The 25,334-nt window shown below is 70.1% G+C and carries 22 protein-coding genes; 13 read left to right on the top strand and 9 right to left on the bottom strand.

Going from position 1 to position 25,334, the window contains the following annotated elements:
* Positions 1 to 150: 150 nt before the first annotated feature.
* The 3 genes from AB6V29_RS13000 to AB6V29_RS12990 form a co-directional block, all read right to left on the bottom strand.
* The gene (locus AB6V29_RS13000) at positions 151 to 1,164 is read right to left on the bottom strand and encodes an aldo/keto reductase family protein (RefSeq protein ID WP_369359110.1); all 1,014 of its coding nucleotides are present in this window, start codon (positions 1,162 to 1,164) and stop codon (positions 151 to 153) included.
* Positions 1,165 to 1,314: 150 nt separating this feature from the next.
* Positions 1,315 to 2,118, bottom strand: a complete 804-nt coding sequence (locus AB6V29_RS12995) for an ABC transporter permease (RefSeq protein ID WP_369359108.1) — start codon at positions 2,116 to 2,118, stop codon at positions 1,315 to 1,317.
* On the bottom strand, positions 2,115 to 2,990 hold the full coding sequence (locus tag AB6V29_RS12990; RefSeq protein WP_369359106.1) for an ABC transporter ATP-binding protein: 876 nt from the start codon (positions 2,988 to 2,990) through the stop codon (positions 2,115 to 2,117). Before AB6V29_RS12990 ends, AB6V29_RS12995 begins: the two co-directional genes overlap by 4 nt.
* A 164-nt stretch (positions 2,991 to 3,154) precedes the next feature.
* Here AB6V29_RS12990 and AB6V29_RS12985 point away from each other — a divergent pair, with 164 nt between their 5' ends.
* The 4 genes from AB6V29_RS12985 to AB6V29_RS12970 all read left to right on the top strand — a co-directional run bounded on the left by AB6V29_RS12985 (position 3,155) and on the right by AB6V29_RS12970 (position 7,778).
* On the top strand, positions 3,155 to 4,594 hold the full coding sequence (locus AB6V29_RS12985) for a four-carbon acid sugar kinase family protein (protein WP_369359105.1): 1,440 nt from the start codon (positions 3,155 to 3,157) through the stop codon (positions 4,592 to 4,594).
* 27 nt (positions 4,595 to 4,621) lie between these two features.
* Positions 4,622 to 5,521: an NAD(P)-dependent oxidoreductase gene (locus tag AB6V29_RS12980; RefSeq protein WP_369359103.1), complete on the top strand. Its 900-nt coding sequence runs from the start codon at positions 4,622 to 4,624 to the stop codon at positions 5,519 to 5,521.
* Positions 5,522 to 5,556: 35 nt separating this feature from the next.
* Entirely contained in the window at positions 5,557 to 6,990 is a 1,434-nt protein-coding gene (locus AB6V29_RS12975) for a GntP family transporter (protein ID WP_369359102.1), read from the top strand.
* A gap of 77 nt (positions 6,991 to 7,067) precedes the next feature.
* Positions 7,068 to 7,778 (top strand): FadR/GntR family transcriptional regulator, encoded by a 711-nt coding sequence (locus AB6V29_RS12970; RefSeq protein WP_210076007.1) that lies wholly within the window; start codon positions 7,068 to 7,070, stop codon positions 7,776 to 7,778.
* 90 nt (positions 7,779 to 7,868) lie between these two features.
* On the opposite strand, the gene AB6V29_RS12965 is transcribed toward AB6V29_RS12970, so the two are convergent.
* A complete protein-coding gene (locus AB6V29_RS12965) occupies positions 7,869 to 8,006 on the bottom strand; it encodes a hypothetical protein (RefSeq protein ID WP_267788428.1) in 138 nt (45 codons plus the stop codon).
* A gap of 329 nt (positions 8,007 to 8,335) precedes the next feature.
* On the opposite strand from AB6V29_RS12965, the gene AB6V29_RS12960 reads away from it, so the two are divergent.
* The 4 genes from AB6V29_RS12960 to AB6V29_RS12945 are packed head-to-tail and all read left to right on the top strand — an operon-like array spanning position 8,336 to position 14,368.
* Positions 8,336 to 9,811 carry a glycosyltransferase family 2 protein gene (locus tag AB6V29_RS12960; RefSeq protein WP_369359099.1) on the top strand — a complete coding sequence of 492 codons (1,476 nt, stop codon included), beginning with the start codon at positions 8,336 to 8,338 and terminating at the stop codon, positions 9,809 to 9,811.
* A 53-nt stretch (positions 9,812 to 9,864) separates the two neighbouring features.
* The gene (locus AB6V29_RS12955) at positions 9,865 to 11,793 is read left to right on the top strand and encodes an ArnT family glycosyltransferase (protein WP_369359098.1); all 1,929 of its coding nucleotides are present in this window, start codon (positions 9,865 to 9,867) and stop codon (positions 11,791 to 11,793) included.
* A 47-nt stretch (positions 11,794 to 11,840) separates the two neighbouring features.
* Positions 11,841 to 12,737 carry a DUF4397 domain-containing protein gene (locus AB6V29_RS12950; protein WP_369359096.1) on the top strand — a complete coding sequence of 299 codons (897 nt, stop codon included), beginning with the start codon at positions 11,841 to 11,843 and terminating at the stop codon, positions 12,735 to 12,737.
* Complete coding sequence (locus AB6V29_RS12945; RefSeq protein ID WP_369359095.1) at positions 12,734 to 14,368, top strand: class F sortase; 1,635 nt, start codon at positions 12,734 to 12,736, stop codon at positions 14,366 to 14,368. Before AB6V29_RS12950 ends, AB6V29_RS12945 begins: the two co-directional genes overlap by 4 nt.
* Before the next feature lie 28 nt (positions 14,369 to 14,396).
* On the opposite strand, the gene rlmN is transcribed toward AB6V29_RS12945, so the two are convergent.
* Entirely contained in the window at positions 14,397 to 15,680 is a 1,284-nt protein-coding gene (rlmN, locus tag AB6V29_RS12940) for a 23S rRNA (adenine(2503)-C(2))-methyltransferase RlmN (RefSeq protein WP_307313565.1), read from the bottom strand.
* A gap of 138 nt (positions 15,681 to 15,818) precedes the next feature.
* Here rlmN and AB6V29_RS12935 point away from each other — a divergent pair, with 138 nt between their 5' ends.
* The 4 genes from AB6V29_RS12935 to AB6V29_RS12920 all read left to right on the top strand — a co-directional run bounded on the left by AB6V29_RS12935 (position 15,819) and on the right by AB6V29_RS12920 (position 21,130).
* Positions 15,819 to 16,727, top strand: coding sequence for a PRD domain-containing protein (locus AB6V29_RS12935; protein ID WP_103208169.1), 909 nt, complete (start codon positions 15,819 to 15,821; stop codon positions 16,725 to 16,727).
* 191 nt (positions 16,728 to 16,918) lie between these two features.
* The gene (locus AB6V29_RS12930) at positions 16,919 to 18,775 is read left to right on the top strand and encodes a beta-glucoside-specific PTS transporter subunit IIABC (RefSeq protein WP_369359093.1); all 1,857 of its coding nucleotides are present in this window, start codon (positions 16,919 to 16,921) and stop codon (positions 18,773 to 18,775) included.
* Positions 18,776 to 18,794: 19 nt separating this feature from the next.
* Positions 18,795 to 20,210, top strand: coding sequence for a glycoside hydrolase family 1 protein (locus AB6V29_RS12925; protein WP_369359090.1), 1,416 nt, complete (start codon positions 18,795 to 18,797; stop codon positions 20,208 to 20,210).
* A gap of 62 nt (positions 20,211 to 20,272) precedes the next feature.
* A complete protein-coding gene (locus tag AB6V29_RS12920) occupies positions 20,273 to 21,130 on the top strand; it encodes a Cof-type HAD-IIB family hydrolase (RefSeq protein ID WP_267788444.1) in 858 nt (285 codons plus the stop codon).
* Positions 21,131 to 21,292: 162 nt separating this feature from the next.
* Here the strand turns inward: AB6V29_RS12920 and AB6V29_RS12915 are convergent, their stop codons facing one another.
* From AB6V29_RS12915 to AB6V29_RS12900, 4 genes are read right to left on the bottom strand one after another with little or no spacing between them, the layout of a single operon-like run.
* A complete protein-coding gene (locus AB6V29_RS12915) occupies positions 21,293 to 22,123 on the bottom strand; it encodes an NAD(P)-dependent oxidoreductase (RefSeq protein ID WP_267788445.1) in 831 nt (276 codons plus the stop codon).
* Positions 22,120 to 22,896, bottom strand: coding sequence for an enoyl-CoA hydratase/isomerase family protein (locus tag AB6V29_RS12910; protein WP_267788447.1), 777 nt, complete (start codon positions 22,894 to 22,896; stop codon positions 22,120 to 22,122). The genes AB6V29_RS12915 and AB6V29_RS12910 overlap by 4 nt, the downstream gene beginning before the upstream one ends.
* On the bottom strand, positions 22,893 to 23,654 hold the full coding sequence (locus AB6V29_RS12905) for an SDR family NAD(P)-dependent oxidoreductase (protein WP_369359087.1): 762 nt from the start codon (positions 23,652 to 23,654) through the stop codon (positions 22,893 to 22,895). The genes AB6V29_RS12910 and AB6V29_RS12905 overlap by 4 nt, the downstream gene beginning before the upstream one ends.
* Positions 23,655 to 23,700: 46 nt before the next feature.
* Positions 23,701 to 24,639, bottom strand: a complete 939-nt coding sequence (locus AB6V29_RS12900) for a hypothetical protein (protein WP_369359086.1) — start codon at positions 24,637 to 24,639, stop codon at positions 23,701 to 23,703.
* Between the two features lie 169 nt (positions 24,640 to 24,808).
* Between AB6V29_RS12900 and AB6V29_RS12895 the strand changes: the two genes are divergently transcribed.
* Complete coding sequence (locus tag AB6V29_RS12895; protein ID WP_369359083.1) at positions 24,809 to 25,303, top strand: GNAT family N-acetyltransferase; 495 nt, start codon at positions 24,809 to 24,811, stop codon at positions 25,301 to 25,303.
* Positions 25,304 to 25,334 lie beyond the last annotated feature (31 nt).

Below are 25,334 nucleotides of genomic sequence, written 5' to 3'. Positions count from 1 at the left end.
TCCACCCCCTCACGCATAAACGCTGTACGCGACGGGAAACACGAGCACACCGCGTTTCCCGTCGCAGGAAGCGTTTCCGCGCGGGACGACCCGGTACCGCGGAACACGAAGGGCGGGGCGGAGCCGAAGCCCGCCCCGCCCGCGCTCGACTCAGGCCACGCGCTCCTTGGGTGACACCTCGTACGTGTTCTCGGGGTCGGAGAACACCGCGTTGCCGAGCGCCTCGTCGATGGCGGCGAGGGTGTCGGCATCCAGGGTCACTCCCGACGCCTTCACGGTGTCGACGAGCTGCTCGGGGCGCGAGGCTCCGACCAGGGCCGCGGCGATGTTGGGGTTCTGCAGCACCCACGCGATCGCGAGCTGAGGCATGGCGAGACCCGCCTCGTCGGCGATGGGCTTCAGGCGCTGCACGGCCTCGAGGGTGTCGTCGTTCAGGAACCGCTTGATGAAGGTCGCGCCGCTCTTCTCGTCGGTCGCGCGCGAGCCCTCGGGCACCGGCTGGCCGGGCAGGTACTTGCCGCTCAGCACGCCCTGCGCCATCGGCGACCAGACGATCTGCGAGATGCCGAGCTCTTCGCTGGCCGGCACGACCTTGCCCTCGATCACGCGCCACAGCATCGAATACTGCGGCTGGTTCGAGATGAGCTGGATGCCGAGCTGCTTGGCGAGCGCGTGACCCTCGCGCAGCTGCTCGGCGGTCCACTCGGACACGCCGATGTACAGCGCCTTGCCCTGGCGGACGACGTCGGCGAAGGCCTGGAAGGTCTCTTCGAGCGGGGTCTCGTAGTCGAAGCGGTGGGCCTGGTAGAGGTCGACGTAGTCGGTGCCCAGGCGCTCGAGTGATCCGTTGATCGAGTCCATGATGTGCTTGCGGCTGAGGCCGGTGTCGTTCGGCCCCTTGGGACCGGTGGGGAAGTAGACCTTGGTGAAGATCTCGAGCGACTCGCGCCGCTGCCCTTCGAGGGCCTTTCCGAGCACGGTCTCCGCCGCTCCGTTGGCGTAGGCATCGGCGGTGTCGAACGTCGAGATGCCCGCGTCGAGAGCCGCGTGCACCGTCTTGATCGCCGCGTCGTCACCGACCTGCGAGCCGTGGGTCACCCAGTTGCCGAGGGTGATCTCCGAGATCTTGAATCCACTGTTTCCGAGATAGCGATAACCGACCATCCCTCCACGCTAGACCCGGCCACCGGCACCGGGGCCGCGGCATCCCTTACCCCTCACGCATAAACGCTTTGCGCGCACGGAAACGCGAGCACAGCGTGTTTATGGTCGCGGGAAGCGTTTATGCGTGAGGGTGCGAGGGCGGGTTCGCCGTCACGCGTCCTTCCGGATCCACCGGAACGTCAGACGCACGAGCGCGAGCCCCAGCACCAGCCAGAGTCCCGTCACCAGAAGGATCAGCGGGTGGTCCCACGAGCCCGACGGCTCGGCCGCGGCGAAGCCCTCGGGCAGGAACACCGAGCGGAAGCCCTGCGCGAGCCACTTCAGCGGAAAGATGCTCGCCACGTTCTGCAGCCACTCGGGGAGGGCTGCGAAGTTGATGTAGACGCCCGAGATGAACTGCAGCAGGAGCACGATCGGGATGACGACGCCTGTGGCGCTGCGCCCGGTCCGCGGGAGCGCCGACAGGCCTATGCCGAGGATCGCGCACGTGGTCACCCCCAGCAGGAACACCCACGCGAAGGTCAGCCAGCGCTCCGGCTCGGTCGGCAGCGGCACCCCGAAGAACACCGCGGCGACGACGATGAGCAGCACCGACTGCAGGAGGCCGGTCACCAGGACCTGACCGAGCTTGCCGATGAAGTACGACACGGGGCTCAGCGGGGTGCCGCCGAGGCGTTTGAGCGTGCCGTCGCTGCGCTCCATCGCGATGTCGATCGACATGTTCTGCAAGCCCGACAGCAGCACGCCCGCGGCGAGCATCGCGGGGAGGTAGAACTGCGCGGCATCCACCTCGTCTCCGGGCGGACCGAAGGTCTGAGCGTCGAAGGCGACGGCGAAGATCAGCAGGATCATCACGGGGAAGAGGAAGGTGAAGAACACCGAGTCGCCCTGGCGGAAGTACGAACGCACCTCGAAGGCGATGCGCGCGGCGCCCAGCCGCAGCACGCGGCTCACGCGACGCCCCCGGCCGCGGTGATACGACGCGCCTCGTCGCCGAGGAACGACAGGTACACGTCTTCGAGGCTCGGACGCACGACCTCGAGCCGCTCGGGCTCGCCGAGGCGGGCGTACAGCTCCGCCACCACGGCCCCGGGGTCCTGCGTGCGTTCCTCGCGCACCGCGCCACCCTCGCGCCACCGCACGAAGGGCACACGCGCCGACGGTCCCCCGAGTTCGTCGACACGACCGACGGATGCCATCTGCCCACCGACGATGATCGCTGCGCGCTCCGCCAGCTCGGCGGCTTCGTCGAGATAGTGCGTCGTCAGCAAAATGGTGGTGCCCTCGTCCTGCAGCTCGCGGATGAGGTCCCAGAACTGCCGCCGCACCTCGGGGTCGAAACCCGTGGTCGGCTCGTCGAGGAACAGCAGCTCGGGTCGGCCGACGATGCCGAGGGCGACGTCCACGCGGCGACGCTGACCACCCGAGAGCTTGCGCACCGACACCTTCGCCTTCTCGCTCAGCCCCACCGCGGCGATCACCTCGTCGACGTCGCGGGGCCGCGGATAGAACGCGGCGAAGTGGGCCAGCAGCTCGCGTACCGACGCGGTCGGGGCCTCACCGGTGTTCTGCAGGACGATGCCGAGCCGCGCCTTCCAGTCGAGACCGCCGCGGTGCGGGTCGACGCCGAGCACGCGCACCTCGCCGCTCGTGCGGTCACGGTAGCCCTCGAGGATCTCGATGACCGTGCTCTTGCCTGCACCGTTGGGGCCGAGCAGCGCGAACGTCTCGCCGCGGCGGATGTCGAAGCTCACCCCGCGCAACGCCTCGAGGCCCCCTCGGTAGGTCTTGCGCAGGTTCTCCACCCGCACGACGTTCTCGCTCATGTCCCCAGTCTGGCGGCGAGCGGGGCGGACCGGCACGACGGGCCGGGGAAACGGCATCCATCCATCGGTGGGTACGCGGCGAACAGCTCTTGGCATCCGACACTCTAAGCCATATGATGGCTGACGCCTGACCGCTGATGGTCACACCACGAAGGAGTGAGACGATGAACGAAGCGCACGCCCTCCGCGCATTCCCCGCCCCTGCCGCCGTGAGCGCCGCCGAGGTGCGCGCGGCCTCCGAGGCGCTCGGCTCCCGCCTCGTCGTGCTCGACGACGATCCGACGGGAACGCAGTCGGTCGCCGACCTGCCCGTGCTCACCCGCTGGGAGATCGACGACTTCGCCGCGGTGTTCGCCACCGAGGCCCCGGCCGTCTACGTGCTCACCAACGCCCGCAGCCTCGGCGACGACGACGCTCGCCTGCGCAACCTCGAGGTGGCGCAGAACGCCCTCGCCGCCGCGGCCACCGCGGGAGTAGAGGTCGAATTCGTCAGCCGAGGCGACTCCACCCTGCGCGGGCACTTCCCGCTCGAGACCGACACCCTCGCCGCCGCCGTCGCGGCGGCGGGCGGCGCACCGATCGACGGGGTCGTGATCGTCCCCGCCTTTCCCGATGCCGGTCGCATCACCGTCGGCGGCGTCCACTACATGCGCGACGGTGATGACCTGCAACCGATCGGCGAGACGGAGTTCGCCCGCGACGCGACGTTCGGCTACCGCAGCTCGAACCTCGCGGCCTGGGTCGAGGAGAAGTCGGGTGGTCGCTACCCGGCCCACGCCGTCATCACGCTCGACCTCGGCACCATCCGCGCGGGCGCGACGGCCGTCGCGGACGCGATCCAGGATGCCGTGGACCTCACCCCGATCGTGTGCGACGTCGTGACCGAAGACGACCTGCGGCTCATCTCGCTCGGTCTGATCGAGGCACGTCGGCGCGGCACGACCCTGCTCTCACGCGTGGGACCGCCCTTCGTGCGCGCCCGCATCGGCAGCGAGAGGCGCGAGCCGCTGACGGCTGCCGAGATCTACCCCGACGGCGGCACCGACCGAGGCGGGCTGATCGTCGTGGGCTCGCACGTGGCCGTCACCACCCGCCAGCTCTCCCGCCTGCGCGAGACGAACCCCGACCTCACCGACATCGAGATCGACGTCGCCCGCGTGCTCGACGCCGACGGCGCGCCCGCCTACCTCCGCGCCATCGCCGACCGCGTCGTCGACGAGCTGGAGGGCGCAGACGTCGTCATCAGCACGACCCGCACGGTGACCACCGCCGCGACCGCCGACGACAGTCTGCGGATCGCCCGCACCGTGTCGGCCGCCGTCGTCGACGTCGTGCGCGAGGTCGTCGCCCGCACCCGGCCACGCTTCGTCGTGGCGAAGGGAGGCATCACCTCCAGCGACGTCGCCGCCCACGGGCTCGCGATGCGCCAGGCCACGGTGCGCGGCCCCATGCTGCCCGGCATCATCTCGCTCTGGGAGCCCGCCGACGGCCCGGCCACCGGCATCCCGTACGTCGTCTTCGCGGGCAACGTCGGTGACGACGACGCCCTCGCCCAGGTCGTGTCCACCCTCACCCGCACGCCCGCGGCCGTCACCGGCCGCTGACCCATCCGCACGCAAAGGAGCTCTCCGTTGACCACCACCTCCACCGTCGCCGTCCTGGGGCTGGGAGCCATGGGCCTGCCCATGGCCACCCGCCTGGCCACCGGACTCACGGTCCACGGCTTCGACATCGCCCCGTCGCGCCTCGCCCTCGCCGAGGAGCAGGGCGTCACTCCGTTCCCCTCCGCCCGCGCGGCCGTCGCCGAGGCCGACGCCGTCCTGCTCGCGGTGCGCGACCAGTACCAGCTCGACGACGTGCTCTTCGGCGACAGCGGCATCGCGCCCGCACTGCGCCCGGGATCGGTCGTCATCCTCACCAGCACCGTCGGCACCGCCGGCATCCGTCCCGTCGCCGAGCGCCTCGAGGCGGACGGCATCGATCTCGTCGACGCGCCGCTCTCGGGCGGTCCCGTGCGCGCCGGTCAGGGCGACCTGCTCATCGTCGTCGGCGCCTCCCCCGCCGCGCGCGAGAAGGCGGCACCCGTGCTCGAGCTCCTGGCATCCACCCTGACCGTCGTGGGTGACAACGCCGGCGACGGCCAGGCGCTGAAGACCGTGAACCAACTGCTCTGCGGCGTGCACATCGCCGCCGCGGCAGAAGCCCTCGCCCTGGCCGACGCCCTCGGACTCGCTCCCGAGAAGACGCTCGAGGCCCTCATGGGCGGTGCCGCCGCGTCGTTCATGCTCGGCAACCGCGGCCCGCGCATGCTCCAGGCGTACGACGAGGAAGGCGCCGAGGTACTGAGCGCTCTCGACATCTTCGTCAAGGACATGGGCATCGTCGGCGACGCCGCGCGTCGCGTGGGCCTGCCCACCCCGGTCGCCGCCGCCGCCGAGCAGCTCTACCTCAGCGGTCGCGCCCAGGGTCTGGGCTCGAACGACGACTCCGCCGTCATCCGCGCCGTCGCCCCCGAACGTCGTCACGGCTGACGACACGTTCACCCGAGATCGAAGGAGATCCCGCCATGCTTCCCATCCTCACGGCCGACACCCCGCCCATCGCCCCGGCGGTGGAGTTCGGCACCGGTCCCCTGCTCGCCATCGCCGCGGCGGGCATCGCCCTGCTGCTCGTGCTCATCATCCTGTTCAAGGTGCACGCGTTCGTCTCGCTGCTCATCACGAGCGTCGTCGTGGCGATCTCGGCGCAGATCCCCGCCGGTGACGTCTTCACCCTGGTCGCGAACGGCGTCGGCTCGACCATGGGCAAGGTGCTCATCATCATCGCGCTGGGCGCCATCCTCGGCCGCCTCATCGAGGTGTCGGGCGGCGTGCAGCAGCTCGCCGAGAGCTTCACCGACCGCCTCGGGCCGCGCCGCGTGGCGATCGCCCTGACCATCGTGGCGTTCGTGGTCGCCATCCCGGTGTTCTTCGAGGTCGGTGTCATCGTGCTCGTGCCGATCCTCTACGCCTTCAGCAAGATCGCGGGTGTCAAGCCGATCGTGTTCGGCCTGCCGATGTTCGGTCTCATGCTCGCCGTGCACGTGGCCGTCCCGCCGCACCCCGGCATCGTGGCGGGTGCCGGTGTCTTCGGTGCCGACCTGGGCCTGGTCACGGCGATCGCCCTGCCCATCTGCGCGGTTCTCGGCTTCCTGTGCTTCTGGGTCGCGCGCATCATGAACCGCACCGAGTACGCCCTCGCACCGCGGGTCGCGACCCAGATGGCGGAGTTCGGGCAGACCTCCACGGTCATCGAGTCGCGCCGCGCCGACGGAACCGTCATGGCGCCGCCGAGCACCGGCACCGTCGTCGCCCTGATCGCCCTTCCGATCGTGCAGATCCTCGTCGGCACGATGCTCTCGCTCAGCCTGCCGGCCGGATCGAGCGGTCGTGGCATCGCCACCTTCATCGGCACCCCGGCCTTCGCCCTGCTCGTGGCGGTCATCGTGGCCTTCTTCGTGCTGCCGGTCCGTCGCCGCTGGGGTCTGGCCCGCACGAACGAGGTGTTCGAGAGCTCCATGCCCCCGATCGCGTCGATCCTGCTGGTCGTCGCCGGCGGCGGCGTGTTCGGCGCGGTGCTGCAGGCCTCGGGCATCGGAACCGCCCTGTCGGTCACGCTCGAACACCTCGGCGTCCCTCTGCTGGGTGCGGCGTTCCTCATCACGCTCGCGCTCCGCGCCGCGCAGGGCTCGGCAACCGTCGCCATCGTCACCACGGCCAGCCTGCTGTCGGCCGGCGTCGCCGAGGCCGGGTACAGCCCGATGCAGATCGCCGCCATCGCCGTGGCCGTGGGCTTCGGCTCGCTCGGCCTGTCGATGGTCACCGACGCGGGCTTCTGGATCGTCACGCGCTACCTCGGCCTCACGGTCGCCGACGGCCTGCGCACGTGGACGGTGCTGACCACCATCCTGGGTGTGGCCGGCTTCCTGCTGACCTGGGCGGTGTTCGCCCTGGCGGGCTGAGGCATTCGGCATCGACGCCGGGTCGGGGACGAGAGTTCCCCGGCCCGGCGATTAGGTTGGAGCAGAAGGGGGATGCCATGGCACGACGCTCACGTGTCGACGAGGTGGTCGACGGCTTGTTCGACGACATCGTCGCGCGCCGACTCGTCGCCGATCAGGTATTGCCCAGCGAACCCGAGCTGGGCGAGCGTTTCGACGTCAGCCGGGTGACCGTGCGCGAGGCCATCAAGACCCTGCAGGCGCGCGGCGTCGTGCGCGTCGAGAGCGGACGCGGATCGTTCGTCCAGCCGCTCGCGCGCTGGACCTCGCTCAGCGCCGTGCTCGCCGCCACCTCCGCGACCGGCGACGCCTCGGCCGCCGAGCAGCTGATCGAGCTCCGCCGCATCTTCGAGACGGGTGCGGCCGCCCTCGCGGCCGAGCGCGCACGACCTGACGAGGTCGAGGCCATCGCCGCCGACCTCGCGGCGATGCGCGACGCTCACGAGGCCGACGACCTGGCATCCTTCGTCGCCGCCGACCTGTCGTTCCACGACCGCATCCTCGCCGCATCGCGCAACCCTTTCCTCACGGTGATGTTCGCTCCGCTCACCGAGGTGCTCTCGGAGCGCCGCGCACAGACGTCGGCCGTCCGCGTCATCCAGCACAACGCCATCGCCGAGCACGAGCACGTGCTCGAGGCGCTGCGCGACGCCGACGCCGAGGGCGCGCGCCGCGCGATGGACCAGCACATGCAGCAGACACTCGACGACCTTCGCACGCACGTGCTGGGCGCAGGCCGCGCCCGCTGAGGCCGCCGTCGCGGCCTGCGACATCGCGGACGCCGGTGCAGCGCCGCCCTCATGGATTCTCCGCCGGGCGAGGCGAGCCGGGGAGCAGGCTCAGCCCGGGCTGGTCGGATCGACGTCGACCAGCCACGCGGTGACCGCGACCGTCGGCCCCTCGACGATATCGAGTTCGATCGGCCAGGAGCCGCGCACCCTTCCCCCGGTCTGAGCGGCCCACACCGTGTGGGTCACCGGGGCGCCGTGCGGGGAGGCGGCATCTCATCCGAGCACCGTGACGGCGAACCCGCCGACGGGAGTCTCCATGAGCTGCGGGCCGGGCCCCTGCGCCATGAACGACCCGCCGCTCGACGGTGACGTCGAGAAGGTGTCCGTTCTCGTCTTCGAACGCGACATCGGGGTACGGCCTCGACCTCCGAGCCTGGCAATCCCCTGTGCCGTCCAAACCATTCCCCCCGCCTGCCCCCGAACCACATGTGCAAGACGTTTTCGCCCCCGGTCGTCGCGCAACTCCCCTTACCGCCCTCGAACCGTCCATGTGGACGCTGGAGGTTCTTTTGTCGTTGCTGCAGTCCCCCCTCCTTTCGCAGACCGCCCCGAACCCGACGCCCGATCCCCTGCTGACGCCGGTCGCCCCCGCCCCCGGTCAAGGCTCGACCGGCGTCACCGACACCGTCATCCCCGTCCAGCCCGGTACTTCCGCCCCCGGCGGGTTCCTTCCCGACTGGTCGATCGGGGAATGGCTCGGCTACAGCGGCGTCATCGTGCTCGCGCTCGGCCTGACCGTCGTCGCCACGACGACGCTGTGGTGGATGCTGCACGCCTGGCGCTCCGCCGACGACCTGCGGGCGACGCAGTTCAGCTCGTCCCCGCGACCCGCTCGACACCGCTTCACGCTCCTCGTCCCCGGCCGACACGAAGAGGAGGTCATGGGCCAGACCCTCGATCGCCTCGCGCAACAGGATCACCCCGACTTCGAGATCATCGCGATCGTCGGGCACGACGACCCGGGCACCGAGCTCGTGGTCCGCCAGGCGGCAGCGCGGCATCCGGACCTCATCAAGGTCGTCGTCGATGACAGCGTCCCCAAGAACAAGCCCAAGGCGCTCAACCGCGCCCTGCAGATCGCCACCGGTGACGTGGTCGGCGTGTTCGACGCGGAAGACGAGGTGCACCCCGGTCTGCTCACCGTCGTCGACTCCAAGTTCCAGGAGACCGGCGCCGACGTGGTTCAGGGCGGCGTGCAGTTGATGAACTTCGAAACGAGCTGGTGGTCGCTGCGCAACGTGCTCGAGTACTACTTCTGGTTCCGCTCGCGTCTGCACTTCCACGCCCGGTCGAAATTCATCCCGCTCGGGGGCAACACCGTCTTCGTCACTCGCGAGCGGCTGCAGTGGTCGGCCGGTTGGGACGACCAGTGCCTGGCCGAGGACTGCGAACTGGGCGTGCGCCTGTCGAGCGACGGCGCGAAGGTCGTCGTCGCCTACAACCCCGAATACGTCACGCGTGAGGAGACCCCACCCACGCTGAAGTCGCTCTACAAGCAGCGCACGCGCTGGAACCAGGGCTTCCTGCAGGTGCTCGGCAAAGGCGAATGGAAGGCACTGCCGACCCTGCGCCAGCGCATGTACGCCCGTTACCTGCTGAACATGCCGTTCCTGCAGGCGGCGACCGGACTGCTGATCCCCATCTCGATCGCGTTCATCCTGCTGGTCAAGGTGCCGACGCCCGTCGCCCTCATCACGTTCCTCCCCCTGGTGCCGACGGTGATCACCCTCGTCGCGGAGGCTGCCGGGCTGACGGAGTTCGGACGCGTCTACGACAAGAAAGTGCGCGTGCGCGACTACGTCCGTCTCGTCCTCGGCCTCGTTCCCTACCAGGTGTTCCTCGCCGCCGCGGCCGTGCGCTCGGTCGTTCGCCAGCTCAAGGGCGACGGCAGCTGGGAGAAGACCGAGCACACCGGTGCGCACCGGGATGCCGCCGCGGCCCCGGCCGCGACGTCCGAACTCGTGACCACGACGGTGGCGGTGACCCGATGACCTCCATCCTCGATCGCACGTCCCCTGCCCCCGCCTCTCGTCGAGCGGAGCGGGTGTCAGAGACCCGACGATCGCGGTGGCGCGAGCGTCTGGTCGATGCCGCGTGGCTTGTGCCTCCGCTGCTCATCGGCATCTTGGTCAATGCCCTCAACCTGGGCGGCTCACCCCAGCGCATCGACGACGAGGGCACCTACACCGCCCAGGCGTGGAGCCTCGGCAATCTCGGCGAGCTGACGCACTACACGTACTGGTACGACCATCCGCCGCTCGGGTGGATCCAGATCGCGGCGTGGGCCGGGCTCACCGACGCGTGGGACCGATACGACGTCGCCGTGATCGCCGCCCGCGAGGCGATGCTGGTTGCGACCGCGATCGCCGCGGTGCTGCTGTGGTGCCTCGTACGCCGCATCGGATTCGCCCGGCTCACGGCATCCGTCGCCGTGGCGATCTTCCTGCTGTCGCCGCTCGCGGTGCAGTTCCACCGTCAGGTGTACCTCGACAACATCGCGACCGCGTGGTTGCTCGGTGCGCTGCTGCTCGCGATGAGTCGGCGCGCCCAGCTGATCGGCTACGCCGGTGCGGCGGCGGCCTTCGGTGTGGCGGTCCTCACGAAAGAGACCTACCTGCTGGCACTTCCGCTCGTGGCCTGGTTCATGTGGCGGGGCGCCGACCGGACGACGCGTCGGTACACGGTGTCGGTCGCGGCCTCCGTCCTCGCCCTGATCGGCCTGACCTACGTGGCGTTCGCGCTGGTGAAGGGCGAGGTGACCCCGGCACCCGGTCGGGTGAGCCTGTGGGACGGTCTCGCTTTCCAGCTGTCGTCGCGAGAGGGCAGCGGATCGCTCTTCGATCCCGAGAGCCTCATGTCGCGGACCATCGGTCTGTGGTGGCAGCTCGACGCCGTGCTCATCGTGACCGCGCTGGCCGCCGCCGTCGCCGCGCTGTTCGTTCGTCGCCTGAGGCCGTGGGCGATCACTCTGCTGGCGCTGACGGCGTTCATGTTCCGCGGGGGCTACCTCCCTGTGCCGTACGTCATCATGCTGCTGCCGTTCGCCGCGATCGTCGTGGCCGGCATGGGCCAACGGGCCGTCGAAACGCTGCGCGCGGACGCCGTGGCGCAGCGCTTCACGGGTGTCGCGCTGGCCTCCGGCCTGATCGTCGCGCTCCTCGCGGCCGGGCCGCTGTGGGCGGCGCAGCTCCGGGGCTTCTTGCTCGCCGACCTCGATCGCCCCCTCCGTGACGCCGAGACATGGATGACCCAGAACGCGCCGGGAGACGCGCGCATGCTCGTCGACGACGCGATGTGGGTCGATCTCGTCGACGCCGGCTTCGACCGCGAGAACGTGGTCTGGTACTACAAGGCCGACACCGACACCGACGTGCAGCGGCTCGCTCCCGACGGGTGGCGCGACTACGACTACGTCGTCACCACGGACTCGATGCGCACGTTCCCCACCGAGTTCCCCACGGTGCGGCAGGCGATCGACAACAGCGTGGTGGTGGCGTCCTTCGGCGAGGGCGCGCAACAGGTCGACGTGCGCCTCGTCGATCGCAACCAGGCGGCACTGGCCCAGGCCTCGGACGACGGGCTCTACGCCGCCCGATCCGTCGCCGGTCAGCAGCTCCTGCAGAACCCCGACGTCGGTGTGCCCGGCCCGGAGCAGGACCTGCTCACCTCCGGCATCGTGGACGGCCGCATCCTGCTCACGCTGGGCCAGTTGGCGGCGACCGGTCGCGTCGATATCGCCGACATCGCGCAGTTGGGAGGCGACCCCTCGGGCGTCCACCGGCAGCTCGTCGTGAGCTCGTTCGCCGGTCAGGACGCACGCGGTGACGCTCCCGGCGCCGACGAAGTCGTGCGGTTCTTCTCGTCGCTCGCGGGTCCTCTGCGCCCGGTCTCGGTCGAGCGAGGGGACGCCGGGGTGATCGTGACGTTCTCACCCGACGAACCCACCGACCTGCTCCCCCGTCCCGCTTCATGATCCCGTTCACCCGTTCGATCCCCCTCCCCCCGAAGAAAGGATCCGCCATGACCATCTCCTCCCCTTCCCCCCGTCCCGCCCGTCGGTCTCGGATCGGCCTGCGCGGCCTTGCCCTGACCGCCGCAGCCGTACTCCCCCTGGCCCTCGGCGTCGCAACGGCGCCCGCGGCGATGGCCGCACAGGCCGCACCGAGCGGCTGGGCCCGGGTCGCGCATCTCTCGCCCGATACCAAATCGGTCGACGTGCAGATGACCGCGCTGGCCGGGGGTGCGGTCGTCTACGAGCTCGACGACGTCTCGTACGGCGCGGTGAGCGACTACATCCCTCTCGCCGAGGGAACGTACGTCGTGTCGATGGTCCCCTCCGACGCCACGGACGACTCCGAACCCGTCGTGCAGCAGTCGGTGGAGGTGTCGGCGGGAGAGCCCATCACCGTTGCGGCATACGGGCGCAACGCCGAGCTGAAGACCACCGTCTTCGACGACGACCTCTCCGCCCCGGCGGAGGGCCAGGCACGCGTGCGCGTCGTGCAGGCGTCCACGCTCGAGCCCCGCGTCGACGTCGACACGGCGGAGGGCCGGTCGATCGCGCAGGCCGTGACCTCCGGCTCCGCAACCGGCTACGCCGCCGTGCCCGCCGGCTCTTGGAACCTCGAGCTCTCGGGCGCAGACGAAACGGCATCCTCCGCCGTCGCCCTTCCCGCGGGGAGCGTCTCGACCATCTTCGTGCTCGACGACGCCGCGGGCGCGCTGACCGCCCGGACGGTCACCGACTCGGCGACTCTCGCCGACATGCCCACCGGCGGTATCCACACGGGCGGCGGCGGCACGGCGGTGCAGTCCGCGGCGCCCGCTGGGCTCATCGGCGGCGTCGTCGCACTCCTCGGCGGACTCGTTGCGACGATGGTGGTGCTGCGCCGTCGGTCCTCGAAGGGCACCGCATGATGCGCGGGAGGAAGACCCTCGCGACCGCTGTCGTCGCCGCGGTCTGCGTCGTGACGCTCAGTGCATGCACCGCGCCGGCGCAGCAGGTCTCCGACGCCCGCGAGCGTACCGTCGCCACGGCATCCGCGTTCCTGTCCACCTACGTCGACGACGGACGCGTCGTGCGAACCGATCAGGGTGGCGACACGGTGAGTGAGGGGCAGGCGTACGGCCTGCTCCTGGCCGTGGCCGCCGACGACGAGGAGCAGTTCGACCGGATCTGGGACTGGACCGTCGACAACCTGCAGCGCGACGACCTGCTGCTGTCCTGGCAGTGGAAGGACGGCTCCGTCGTCGACGATCAGCCCGCTTCCGACGCCGACCTCGACGCCGCGCGCGCCCTGGTGCTGGCCGGCGACGAGTTCGGACGCGACGACCTCCGCGAGCGAGGAGTCGAGCTGGGTACGGCGCTGCTCGATCGCATGACCGCGACCACCGCCCTCGGCCGCATCCTGCTGCCGGGGCCGTGGGCCACCTCGACGCCGCACGCTTACAACCCCTCCTACGCATCGCCGGCCGCATACGCGGTGTTGTCGGACGCGTCGGGGGACACCCGGTGGGACGAACTGGCCGAGGGCAGTCGCGCAGCCACCGCGGCTCTGCTCGATGCGAATCCCCTGCCGACCAACTGGGCAACGGTCGCCGACGACGGCACGGTAGCGATCGCCGGCTCCGCGGGCGGCGGCGGCGAGCCGCGGTACGGATACGACGCCGTTCGCACGCCGATCCGCTTCGCGGAGTCGTGCGATCCCGCTGACCGTGCCCTCGCGGGTCGGATGGCCGACGCGCTCCCCACGGATGAGGTGCTGCCCGCCGAGTTGGACTCCGGTGGCGGGGGCGTCACCGGCGATCGGCACGCGAGCGCCTACGCGGCTCGAGCCGCAGCCCTCGCCGGCGGCGATCGCGACGAGGCCGCGCGCGCGGACCTCTCGCGCATGACCGAGACCTCCTCGAGCACGCCGACGTACTACGGCGACGCATGGAACGCCTTGACCACGGCCATGCTGAGCGACGATGTGCTCGGCGGCTGCCCGCCGCTGAGCGACGACGGGGCGGCGGCCGGCGCGACCAGCGGGGGCGCCGCCGCCGCAGGCGACGCGCGCGGGGCCGCAGCGGGGCTGCAGGACCCGGTCTCAGCGCCCGCTGCCTCTACCGCGACGCCCACGCACATCTCGATTCCCGCCATCGGCGTCGACTCCGACCTCGTCGGTCTGGATCGCGGAGCAGACGGGTGGATCGAAGCCCCCACCGATTACAACGCGGTCGGATGGTACGAGAAGGGCGTGCTGCCCGGAGCCGTGGGACCTGCCGTGATCGCGGCGCACGTCGATTCACCCACGGGCCCCGCCGTCTTCTTCGACCTCCCGCGGCTCGAAGCCGGAGACCGGGTGTCGATATCGCGCAGCGACGGCACGACGGCGACCTTCGTCGTGACCGGTTTGCAGACCGTCGAGAAGGACACCTTCCCCACCGCGTCGATCTACGCTCCCGTCCCCACCCCGGAACTGCGGATCGTGACGTGTGCGGGGGCGTGGGACCCGGCCACCGGCCACTACGTGGACAACCTGGTCGTTACGGCCGTAGCAGGCTGAAGCGGCGGGAGTCGGTCGGGGACGGGGCTCAGCCGACGGGCGTCGCCTCGGCGGCTGCCTCGTCTTCTTCGGTCGCCACGAGCTGGCCGCACGCCCCGTCGATCTCTTTGCCGCGGGTGTCGCGGAGGGTCGTCGGGATGCCGGCGTCGTTCAAGCGGCGCACGAACTCGTTCTGCACGGGGACCTCGGATGCCGTCCAGATCGAGCCCGGAGTCGGGTTCAGCGGGATCGGGTTCACGTGCACCCAGCCCCGGCCGCGGGCGTTGAGCTTGTCGGCCAGCAGATCGGCACGCCAGGCGTGGTCGTTCATGTCTTTGATCAGGGCGTATTCGATCGACACGCGGCGCCCGGTCTTGTCGAAGTAGGCGCGGGCGGCATCCAGGGCCTCGTCGACCTTCCACTTCGAGTTCACCGGGATGAGCTCGTCGCGCAGGTGGTCGTCGGGCGCGTGCAGCGACAGCGCGAAGGTCACCGGGATGTCCTCGTCGGCGAGCTTCTTGATCGCGGGCACCAGACCGACGGTCGACACCGTGATGCCGCGGGCGCTCATGCCGAGCCCGTGGTCTTTGTCGACCATGACGCGCACGGCCTGCATGACGCGGGCATAGTTGGCGAGCGGCTCACCCATGCCCATGAAGACGATGTTCGACACACGGTCGAGCGAGTGGTCGGAGCTCTTCTTGCCGCCCAGGCCGCCGGCGGCGATGAGGGCGTTGGCGCGCACGATCTGCTCGACGATCTCGGCCGCCGACATGTTGCGGGTCAGTCCCGCCTGGCCGGTGGCGCAGAACGGGCAGTTCATGCCGCACCCCGCCTGGCTCGACACGCACAGCGTGATGCGCCCGGGGTAGCGCATGAGAACGGACTCCACGAGCGCGCCGTCGTGCAGCTTCCAGAGGAACTTGATGGTGTCGCCGCGGTCGGTCTCGAGCCGGCGCACCTCGGTGAGCAGCGGCGGCAGCATTCCGGCGACGAGTTCTTCGCGACCGGATGCCGGCAGATCGGTCATGTCGGCCGGGTCGGAGGTGTAGTGGGTGAAGTAGTGCTTCTCGAGCTGCTTCGCGCGGAAGCCGGGGAGGCCGAGCTCCTTGAGCTTGGCGATGCGCTCGTCGTGCGTGAGGTCGGCGAGGTGCACCGGCGGCTTGCCGCGCTTGGGGCTGGCGAACTGCAGCAGCGGACGACCGGTCTCGTCCTTGGCCTGCTGCCATCCTTCGGTCTTGGGGCGCACCTGGCGGATGCCGGTGTTCGCCGGGGCTCCCTCGGGGCGCACCGGGCGGGGCGTCGTCGTGCGCACGGGGGGCTGATCAGTCATGGTTTCCAGGGTACCGGGCGCATCTGCGCCGCGGCTGGGCGCTTCACCGCCGCGCGAGCGGTCCTTCCTCGGCCCGACGAGTCCCGTTCTCGCCCCTCACGCGCGTACGCAGCGGGACCGCACCCTAGGATGCATCCCATGCCCGGTGCCGGTGACGTCTCCCTCCCGCCCGGCGGCGTGCAGAAGCTTCTGAACAACAACGTCGTCGTGGCGATCGACGGCGACGGCCGCGAGCGCGTGCTCATGGGTCGAGGCATCGGCTTCCAGCTCAAGCACGAGGGCCGCGTCGATCCCGCGAAGGTCGAGAAGACGTTCGTCCTCGAGCAGGGCAGCGACACCGCTCACGCCCAGAAGCTCCTCACCGACGCGCCCTATGCGCTCGTCGAGGCAGTCCTGCACGCCGTCGACCAGGCCGAGCGCGACCTGGGTCGCGACCTGGGGCGCCGGCTGCCGCTCGCGGTCATCGACCACATCACCTACGTGATCGAGCGCCTCGACCAGGGCATCCGCATCCCCGGCACCTCCATGCCCGAGCTACGGATCCTCCACCCCGACGAATCACGCGCCGCGGAGCGCATGGCGACTTCGATCGCGGCATCCCTCGACCGTGAGCTCCCGCCCGAAGAGGGCGTGTTCCTCACGATGCACCTGCTCAACGCCACGCGCGACGAGCCCAACGGCACCGCGGCCCTGCTGTTCCGCCGCGTGCAGCACGTCGTGCGCACCGTCGAGACCGGCCTCGGCGTCGCGCTCGACACCGAGAGCCCCGACTACGCGCGTTTCATCCTGCACGTGCGCTTCCTGCTGCAGCGGCTCGTGAACCGCGCGATGCTCTCGAGCGGCGACTCGTCTTTCTTCGAGTTCGCCAAGCACCGTTACCCCCGCGCCTTTGGCATCGCCGAGGCCGTCAAGGCCTACGTCCTCGCGGCGACCGGGTCGACCCTCACCGACGAGGAGGTGCTCTACCTCACGGTGCATGTCGAGCGCCTCGCGACGAGCCTGGGCCGCGCCGACGACAGTGGCGGCCCCGACGCCCCGGTGCTATAGTCACCGTCGCAGGCGTCACACCCTGCCGACGTTTTCCGGATTGTTACCGCGCGAGCGGGCAAGACCTGAATCCACATCGCTGACGAGCGATGAACGGATTCGGGTCTTTTTTATTGCCCGAAACACCCGGCAGCGTCGCCACAGAACATTCGAACAGGCCGCATCGATGCGGCGAAAGGCAGGCGGTTCCGATGGCGGATCACGCGAAGACGGCGGCGGGGGTCCTCGCCGGTGTCGGTGGAGAGAGCAACGTCCAATCCCTCGTGCACTGTGCGACGAGGCTTCGGTTCGTGTTGAAAGACGAGGGCAAGGCGGATGCCGCGGCGATCCGCGCCACGCCCGGCGTCATCACCACGGCCCAGGCGGGCGGTCAGTACCAGGTCGTGATCGGCAACGACGTGCCCGACGTGTACGCCGCGATCCAGTCGCAGACCACGCTCGGCGGCGACGCCGAGGGAGGCGAGAGCGGGGCGAAGGGCAACCTCTTCAACCGGTTCATCACGATGATCTCGTCGATCTTCACGCCGATCCTCTGGGCCCTCGCGGGCACGGGTCTGCTGAAGGCGTTCGTCGCCGCCGCCGTCACCTTCGGATGGCTGGACGCCACGAGCACGACCTACACGATCCTCAACGCGCTGTCCGATGCGTTGATCAACTTCCTGCCGCTGGCGCTGGCCATCACCGCGGCCCGCTACTTCAAGGCGTCGGAGTTCACCTCCTTCGCCGTCGCCGGCGCTCTGGTGTACCCGACCATCACGGCGCTGAACGGTCAGCCCGACATCACCTTCTTCGGCATCCCGGTCACGATGGTCAGCTACGTCTCGAGCGTCATCCCGGTGATCATCATCGTGTGGCTGCAGAGCTACGCCGAGCGCTTCCTGCTCAAGGTCCTGCCCGGCGCGGTGCGCCGCTTCCTGACCCCGATGATCGTCGTGCTCGTCGCCGTGCCGCTCGTCTTCCTCGTGATCGGCCCGATCTCGAGCCTCGTCGGCGGTGGCCTCGCGGCCGGCATCGGCTGGGTCTTCCAGACCCTCCCGTGGCTGGGTGGCGCGATCATGGGCGGTCTGTGGCAGGTCTTCGTGATCTTCGGCCTGCACTGGGGTCTCGTGCCGCTGTTCCAGCTCGAATACCAGACCACCGGTCAGATCCTGCTCCTCGGCCCCGTGTTCGCCGCCGTGCTCGCCCAGGCGGCCGCCGTCGCCGGCGTACTGGTGCGCACCCGCAACAAGAACCTGCGCTCGCTCGCCGCTCCGGCCACGCTGTCGGGCTTCCTCGCCGGCATCACCGAGCCCGCGATCTACGGCATCAACCTCCCCCTCAAGCGCCCCTTCGCCTTCGGCGTCGTCGGCGGCGCGCTCGGCGGCGCGCTCATCGCGATGGGCGGCGTGTTCTCGAAGGCGTTCGTCGTGCCCTCCGGTCTGGCTCTTCCTGCCCTGCTCGGTAACGGCAACATGCTCATGCTCGGCATCGGTCTGCTCGTGGCCATCGCCGTCCCGTTCGTGCTGGTCGTGGTGTTCGGTTTCACGGACCCGGTCGACGCCGCCGCCCCCGCCACCCCGGCGGTCGCCACCGACACGGTGGTTCTCAGCCCGGTCGACGGCACCGTGGTGCCCCTCACAGAGGTTCCGGATGCCGCCTTCGCCGACGGCTCGCTCGGCAAGGGCGTCGCGATCCGCCCCACCTCGGGCGCGGTCTACGCGCCGTTCGACGCCACGGTCGTCGCGGCGTTCCCGACCGGTCATGCGATCGGCCTGCGCGGAGTGGACGGCGTCGAACTGCTCATCCACGTCGGTCTCGACACCGTCAAGCTCGGCGGCGAGCACTTCACGCTGAAGGTGCAGTCCGGCACCGAGGTGAAGGCGGGCGACCTGCTCGTCGAGTTCGACGGCGACGCGATCGAGAAGGCCGGCTACGACCTGATCACCCCGGTCATCGTCACCAACGGCGACCTGTACCCCGACGTCTCCGACGTGGCATCCGGGCCCCTCTCGCACGGCGAGACGCTGTTCCGCGCCATCTCGGTCGACTCCCTCTCCACCGCCCGCTGACTCCCTGGAGGCACAGAACATGACGAACACTCCTTTCCCCGACGGCTTCCTGTGGGGCGGCGCCACCGCCGCCAACCAGATCGAGGGCGCTTACGACGAGGACGGTAAGGGGTACTCGGTGCAGGACGTGATGCCGAAGGGTATCTCGGGTCCGCGCAGCGAGCAGCCGACGCCCGACAACCTCAAGCTCATCGGCATCGACCACTACCACCGCTACGCGGAGGACATCGCGCTCTTCGCCGAGATGGGGTTCGGCGTCTACCGCTTCTCGATCGCGTGGAGCCGCATCTTCCCGAAGGGCGACGAGACCGAGCCCAACGAAGCGGGCCTGGCGTTCTACGATCGCGTGCTCGACGAGCTCGAGAAGCACGGCATCGAGCCGCTCGTGACGATCTCGCACTACGAGACGCCGCTGCACCTGGCCGAGCAGTACGGCGGGTGGACCAACCGTGAGCTCATCGGGTTCTACGAGCGGTACGCGCGCACGCTCTTCGAGCGGTTCGGCGCCCGCGTGAAGTATTGGTTGACCTTCAACGAGATCAACTCCCTGCTGCACGCGCCTTTCATGAGCGGCGGCATCCCGATCCCCGAGGGCGGCGTTCCCGAGCAGCAGCTGTACCAGGCGATGCACCACGAGCTCGTGGCATCCGCCCGTGCCACCCGCATCGCCCGCGAGGTCGCCCCCGACGCGAAGGTCGGCTGCATGGTGCTGTCGATGCCGATCTACCCGCTGACGCCGTCGCCCGACGACGCCGTCGCCGTGATGGAGGCCGACCACGGCAACCTCGTCTACGGCGACGTGCACACCCGCGGCGCCTACCCGGGCTACTTCCTGCGGACGCTCCGCGAGAAGGGCATCGAGCTCGACATCACCGATGAGGACCGCGACGATCTGACCAACACCGTCGACTTCGTCTCGTTCAGCTACTACATGTCGATCGCCGAGACCGCCGACCCCGAGAAGAAGGTCGCCGGCCGCGGAAACCTCATGGGCGGCGTGCCGAACCCCACGCTCCCGGCGAGCGAGTGGGGCTGGCAGATCGACCCCGTGGGCCTGCGCCTGGTGCTGAACCAGTTCTGGGACCGGTGGCAGAAGCCGCTGTTCATCGTCGAGAACGGTCTGGGAGCGCGCGACCAGCTCGTCGAGGTCGACGGCGAGAAGACGGTCGTCGACGACTACCGCATCGCGTACCTCAACGACCACCTCGTGCAGGTCGGCGAGGCAATCGAAGACGGCGTCGAGGTGCTCGGCTACACCTCGTGGGGCTGCATCGACATCGTCAGCGCCAGCACCGCCCAGTTGAGCAAGCGATACGGTTTCATCTACGTCGACCGCAACGACGACGGCACCGGTTCGCTCGATCGCTACCGGAAGAAGTCGTTCGGCTGGTACGCCGACGTCATCCGATCCAACGGCGCGTCCCTCACGCGCTGATCCCCCTCATCGGATCGGCCCCGGGTCCCAGGACCCGGCGCCGATCCCCTTCTGGAGTGCACATGACCCGCATCGCCTTCCTCGACGTCGACGGAACGATCCTCGAGCACGGCTCGGTGATCGCGCCCTCGACGGTGACAGCCGTGCGCACGGCGCGCGAGAACGGCCATCTCGTGTGGCTCTGCACCGGTCGCTCCGCAGGAGACATCCACCCCGAGGTGCTGGCCATCGGCTTCGACGGCGCGATCACGAACGGGGGTGCGTACGCGACCCGCGGCGGCGATCCCGGCGAAGACACCCCCATCGTCGAACGCCCCATGCCCCGCGGGGCCGTCGAGGAGCTCGAGCGGTACTTCGAAGCCCACGGCATCCACTACTTCCTCCAGACGCACGGCGGGGTGTACGCGAGCCCCGGGATGGGCCCCGTGATGACGGAGTACCGGCGCGAGCGCCACGAGCGTCGCGCGGCAGAACTCGAGGCGCAGGGCCTTCCGCCCGAACAACCGCTGTGGCGCGAGCCCCGCCCGGTGTCCGAGGTCGACCGCGACGCCGTCGCCAAGGCCGTGTTCGTCAGCCCCTCGATCGACACCGTCGCCCACGCGGCGGCGGAGTTGGGCGAAGACTTCCACGTCATCCCGGGTTCGATCCCCCTTCCCGGCGGCTCGAACGGCGAGATCGGTCAGGCCGGCGTCACCAAGGGCTCCGCGATCACCGCGGTGCTCTCCCAGCTGGGCCTGTCGGCGGCGGATGCCATCGGCATCGGCGACAGCTGGAACGACGTCGAGATGTTCGAGGTCGTCGGCACCCCCGTCGCGATGGGCAACGCCCCCGCCGAGTTGCAGCGCCTCGCCGGTCGGGTGACGACGGCGGTGCTCGACGACGGCGTGCACAATGCGTTCGAGGACCTGGGCCTGATCTGAGTCCGGCTCACCTCTCCGAGATCGCCCCGCCTCCTCCGCCCGCGGGGATGACTCGCTCCTCCGGCCGCCCTCACGCGCGCAGAAACGCGATCAGCTCACGCAAACACGAGCACAGCGCGTTTCTGCGCGCGAACGGCGTTTATGCGGGGGATGACCCCGCGATCAATCGAGGAAGATGTCCGGGTACAGCGCCGTGTCCGGGGTCCCCGGCACGGCGGCGTACTTGCCGAAGTCGGTGACTCCGGCGCGCTCGAGCACGTCCTCGACGATCAGCGTCTGCCCGGTCACCTCGCGCGACGGAGCGCACAGCACCTCGTACGCGGCGTCCGCGTAGATCTCGGGCGTGCGCGAGACGGCCATGAGGCGGTCGCCGCCGATGACGTTCTGCACAGCCGCGGTCGCGATCGTCGTGCGCGGCCAGAGAGTGTTCGCGGCGATCCCGTCGCTCGCGAACTCCGACGCCAGGCCGAGGGTCGCCATCGTCATGCCGAACTTCGCGAGGCTGTAGCCCGTGTGCGCGCCGAGCCACTTGGGCGTGGCGTTCAGCGGCGGCGACAGCGAGAGGATGTGGGGGTTCTCGGCATCCTTCAGCTGGGGCACCGCGGCCCGGGACAGCAGGAACGTCCCGCGCACGTTGACGTCCTGCATGAGGTCGTACTTCTTGGTCGCGAGGTCCAACGAGCCCGACAGATCGATCACGCTGGCGTTGTTGACGACGATGTCGATCCCGCCGAACTCGCCCACGGTGCGAAGAACCGCCTCGGTGATCGAGGCTTCGTCGCGGACGTCGCCCACGATCGGCAGCGCCTGCCCGCCGGCCGCGCGGATCTCCTCCGCGGCGGTGTGCACGGTGCCGGGGAGCTTCGGGTGCGGGGTGTCGGTCTTGGCGAGCATCGCGATGTTCGCGCCGTCGCGGGCGGCGCGCAGCGCGATGGCGAGGCCGATCCCGCGGCTCCCGCCCGACATGAGGATGGTCTTTCCCGAGAGCGTCACGAGCGTCCTTTCGTGGAGGCGGCGGCGAACGCGGCAACCCGCGCCTGCGCCTCGGGGGTATCGAAGGCGGCGCCGATGGTGGCGGCCTCGTCGTCGAGGTTCTCACCGAACGACCGTCCGGCGCCCACGCGCACCAACCGCGTCGCCTGCCCGAACGCCGCGGTCGCGCCGTCGAGCCAGAAGCGCGCGATCTCCTCGACGCGGGTGCTCAGCGCTTCGGATGCCACGACCTCGGCCACCAGACCCCACTCCCGGGCCTCCGCGGCATCGAGCATGCGGTCCTGCAGCAGCAGCTGCAGCGCGCGACGCTGGCCGATCGCGGCGGGGAGCAGAGTGGACACACCCAGGTCGGGCGTCAGCCCGATGTTGGCGTAGCGGCTGACGAAGCGGGCGTTCTCGCTCGCGACGACGTAGTCGGCGGTCAGCATGAGCCCGAGTCCGCCGCCGGCGACCGCGCCCTGGACGGCGGCGACCATCGGCAGCGGCGCTTCGGCGAAGGTGCGGATACCGTCGTGGATCGCCCGAGCGGTCTCGGTCACCTCGGCGCCCGACGAACCGGTGGTCGCCATGGCCACCACGTCGCCTCCCGCGCAGAACGCGGGGCCCGTGGCATCCAGGATCACCGCTCCGACGGAGGGGTCGGAGGTGACCTCGTGCGCGACCTCTCGCCAGCGCGCGGCCATAGGGAAGTCCATCGCGTTGAGCGAGGCGGGGCGGTCGAAGGTGACGCGGGCGAGCCCGTCGTCGATGTGGAGCAGGATGCCGTCGGTCATTTCGGTGCCATTCTGATCGCGCCGTCGAGTCGGATGGTCTCGCCGTTGAGGTAGCCGTTGTCGGCGATCGCGAGCACGAGGCGCGCGTACTCGTCGGGGGCGCCGAGGCGCGACGGGTAGGGCACCTGCTGCCCGAGGGAGTCCTGCGCCGCCTGTGGCAGGCCCTTGAGCATCGGCGTCTCCATGATGCCGGGGGCGATGGTCACGACCCGGATGCCGTGGCGCGCGAGCTCACGGGCGATGGGGAGCGTCATGGCGTGCACGCCGCCCTTGCTCGCCGAGTACGCGGGCTGACCGATCTGTCCGTCGAAGGCGGCGACGCTCGCGGTGTTCACGATGACGCCGCGGTCGCCGCCCCCGGTCGGTTGGGTCTTCGCCATGACCGCGGATGCCTGCGCGATGACGTTGTAGGTGCCGATGAGGTTGACGCGGATGACACGCTCGAAATCCCGCAGAGAAGAAGGGGCACCGTCGCGATCGAGCACCTTGGCCGGTGGGGCGATCCCCGCGCAGTTCACGACGACGCGTAGGGGCCCGGCCTCGGCCGCGAGAGCTGCTGCGGCGGCGATCTGCTCGGCCTCGGTCACATCGGCGGCGGCGAAGGACCCGCCCAGCTCTTCGGCGATCGCGGCGCCGTTCGACGACGGCAGGTCGACGACGGTGACACGGGCTCCGGCCTCCGTGAGCCGGCGCGCGGTAGCGAGACCGAGTCCCGAGGCACCGCCGGTGACGAGGGCGGATGCTCCTGCGATATCCATGCGTTCTCCTTCGAAAGCTGAAACCGAGTATCACTTTAGTCGAGACTCAGGACCGCGACGAGCCTCTCTTCCTCCTCGCGGAGTGCCCCTGCTGCGTGCGGATCGCCACGGTGGCGGTGCCGTCCACGAGCAGGATGGTCTGCTCGGGCTCCCACCCGTAGACGTTCCGCAGGCGTGCGCCGAGCGCCGAGACCGCATCGGGCACCATGGTCTCGGTCCCGCGGGGCACGTCGGCGGCGCCGGGATCGAGATCGCGTGCGGCGGAGCGCAGGTCGGCGACGAGCCCCCGCATGCGATCGGGACCATAGGCGGCGGATGCCAGGTTCCAATCGCCCACGACGACCGTCGCCCCCGCCGGACAGTGAACGGGCTCCGTCTCGACGCGCGGACCGAAACGCACGCGCACCACCGCCGCACCGATCGCGACGACGGCGAGAGCGCCGAGGATCGTCGCGGGGGCGAATGAGAAGGCGTAGCGATACAGCGGCGAGTCCCAGCCGATGACGACGCCCACCATCGCACGCGACAGCGAATAGACGGCGAACAGAGCAGTCGCCAGCGCAATCACGCGAAGGGGGCCGAAGGGCTCGACGCGAGAGTGGGCGGCGACCCAGGCGCACGCGCCGCAGGCGGTGGCGAGGGCGACGGCCTTCACCGCGAGAGAGTTCGGGAGCGGCACCGTGGCGGTCACCACGGCGACGACGAGCACGAGGGCGAGGATCACCGCCGAGATCCTCCGCGCGCGCCGCCCCTCGAGGGCGCTCAGCGCGATGATGAGCAGGGCGGGCGCGAGTATCATCCCCACGTCCCCGAGAACGAGGGTCAGGATGCCACCGCCCGCGCCGTAGATGAAGTACATCGCGCTGGAACCGGCCGCCGTCACCCCCGCGACGGCGGCGAACCGCAAGAAGAGCGTCGTGGGGCCCGGGGTTCCGCAACGCGGCATGGCGACGAACATCACGGCGCCCGCGACGGCCACACTCACCGCGAGTATCCCGAACGACAATCCCATGGCATCCCCCGTGCTCATTCTGTCGATGTCGGAACCGTTCGTCTCCGGCGCGCATTCCTTTTCCCCAGGATCCGAACGTCCTGCTCCACGCCGTACCGTCCCTCCGCACCGCGTGGTTCCCGGGCACGCCTAGGCTCGACGGGTGAATCTCCCCGGTTTCCGCATCGACAGGGTGGATGTCGACGATCCCCGAGCCGTGACGCTCCGAGGCGTCTTGGACGCCGACCTCGACGAGCGGTATCGCGACGCCGATGCCAAGGACTCCCCCGAGGTCGCCGCGAAGCGCGCCGAGGCGCTCGCCGTCCACGCCGAGCAGGTCGTCGCCACCCTCTTGGCGATCAATGCGGACGACACCCCGCTCGGGCACGTCATCCTGCGCCGCCTGGGCGACGAATGGGAGCTCAAGCGCCTCGTCGTCGTGCCCGCGGGCCGTCGACGCGGCATCGGCTCGGCGCTCACCGCCGAGGTCGTCGACCTCGCCCGACGCGCTGGCGCACGGCGCGTCATCCTGCAGAGCGGGCGCATGCAGCCCGAGTCGCTGCGCGTGTACACCGCCGCGGGGTTCACGCCGATCCCCGTGTACGAGCCGTATCTCGAGACCATGCCGCGCTCGCTCTGCTTCGAGTACGTCTTCTGAGCCGCCCGCTCCGCATCGAGCACCCATGACG

The sequence above is a fragment of the Microbacterium sp. 20-116 genome (assembly GCF_041079415.1).
Taxonomy (GTDB): Bacteria; Actinomycetota; Actinomycetes; order Actinomycetales; family Microbacteriaceae; genus Microbacterium.
Note: the sequence above shows the minus strand (reverse complement) of the source record. Positions and strands in the feature narration are given on the sequence as shown.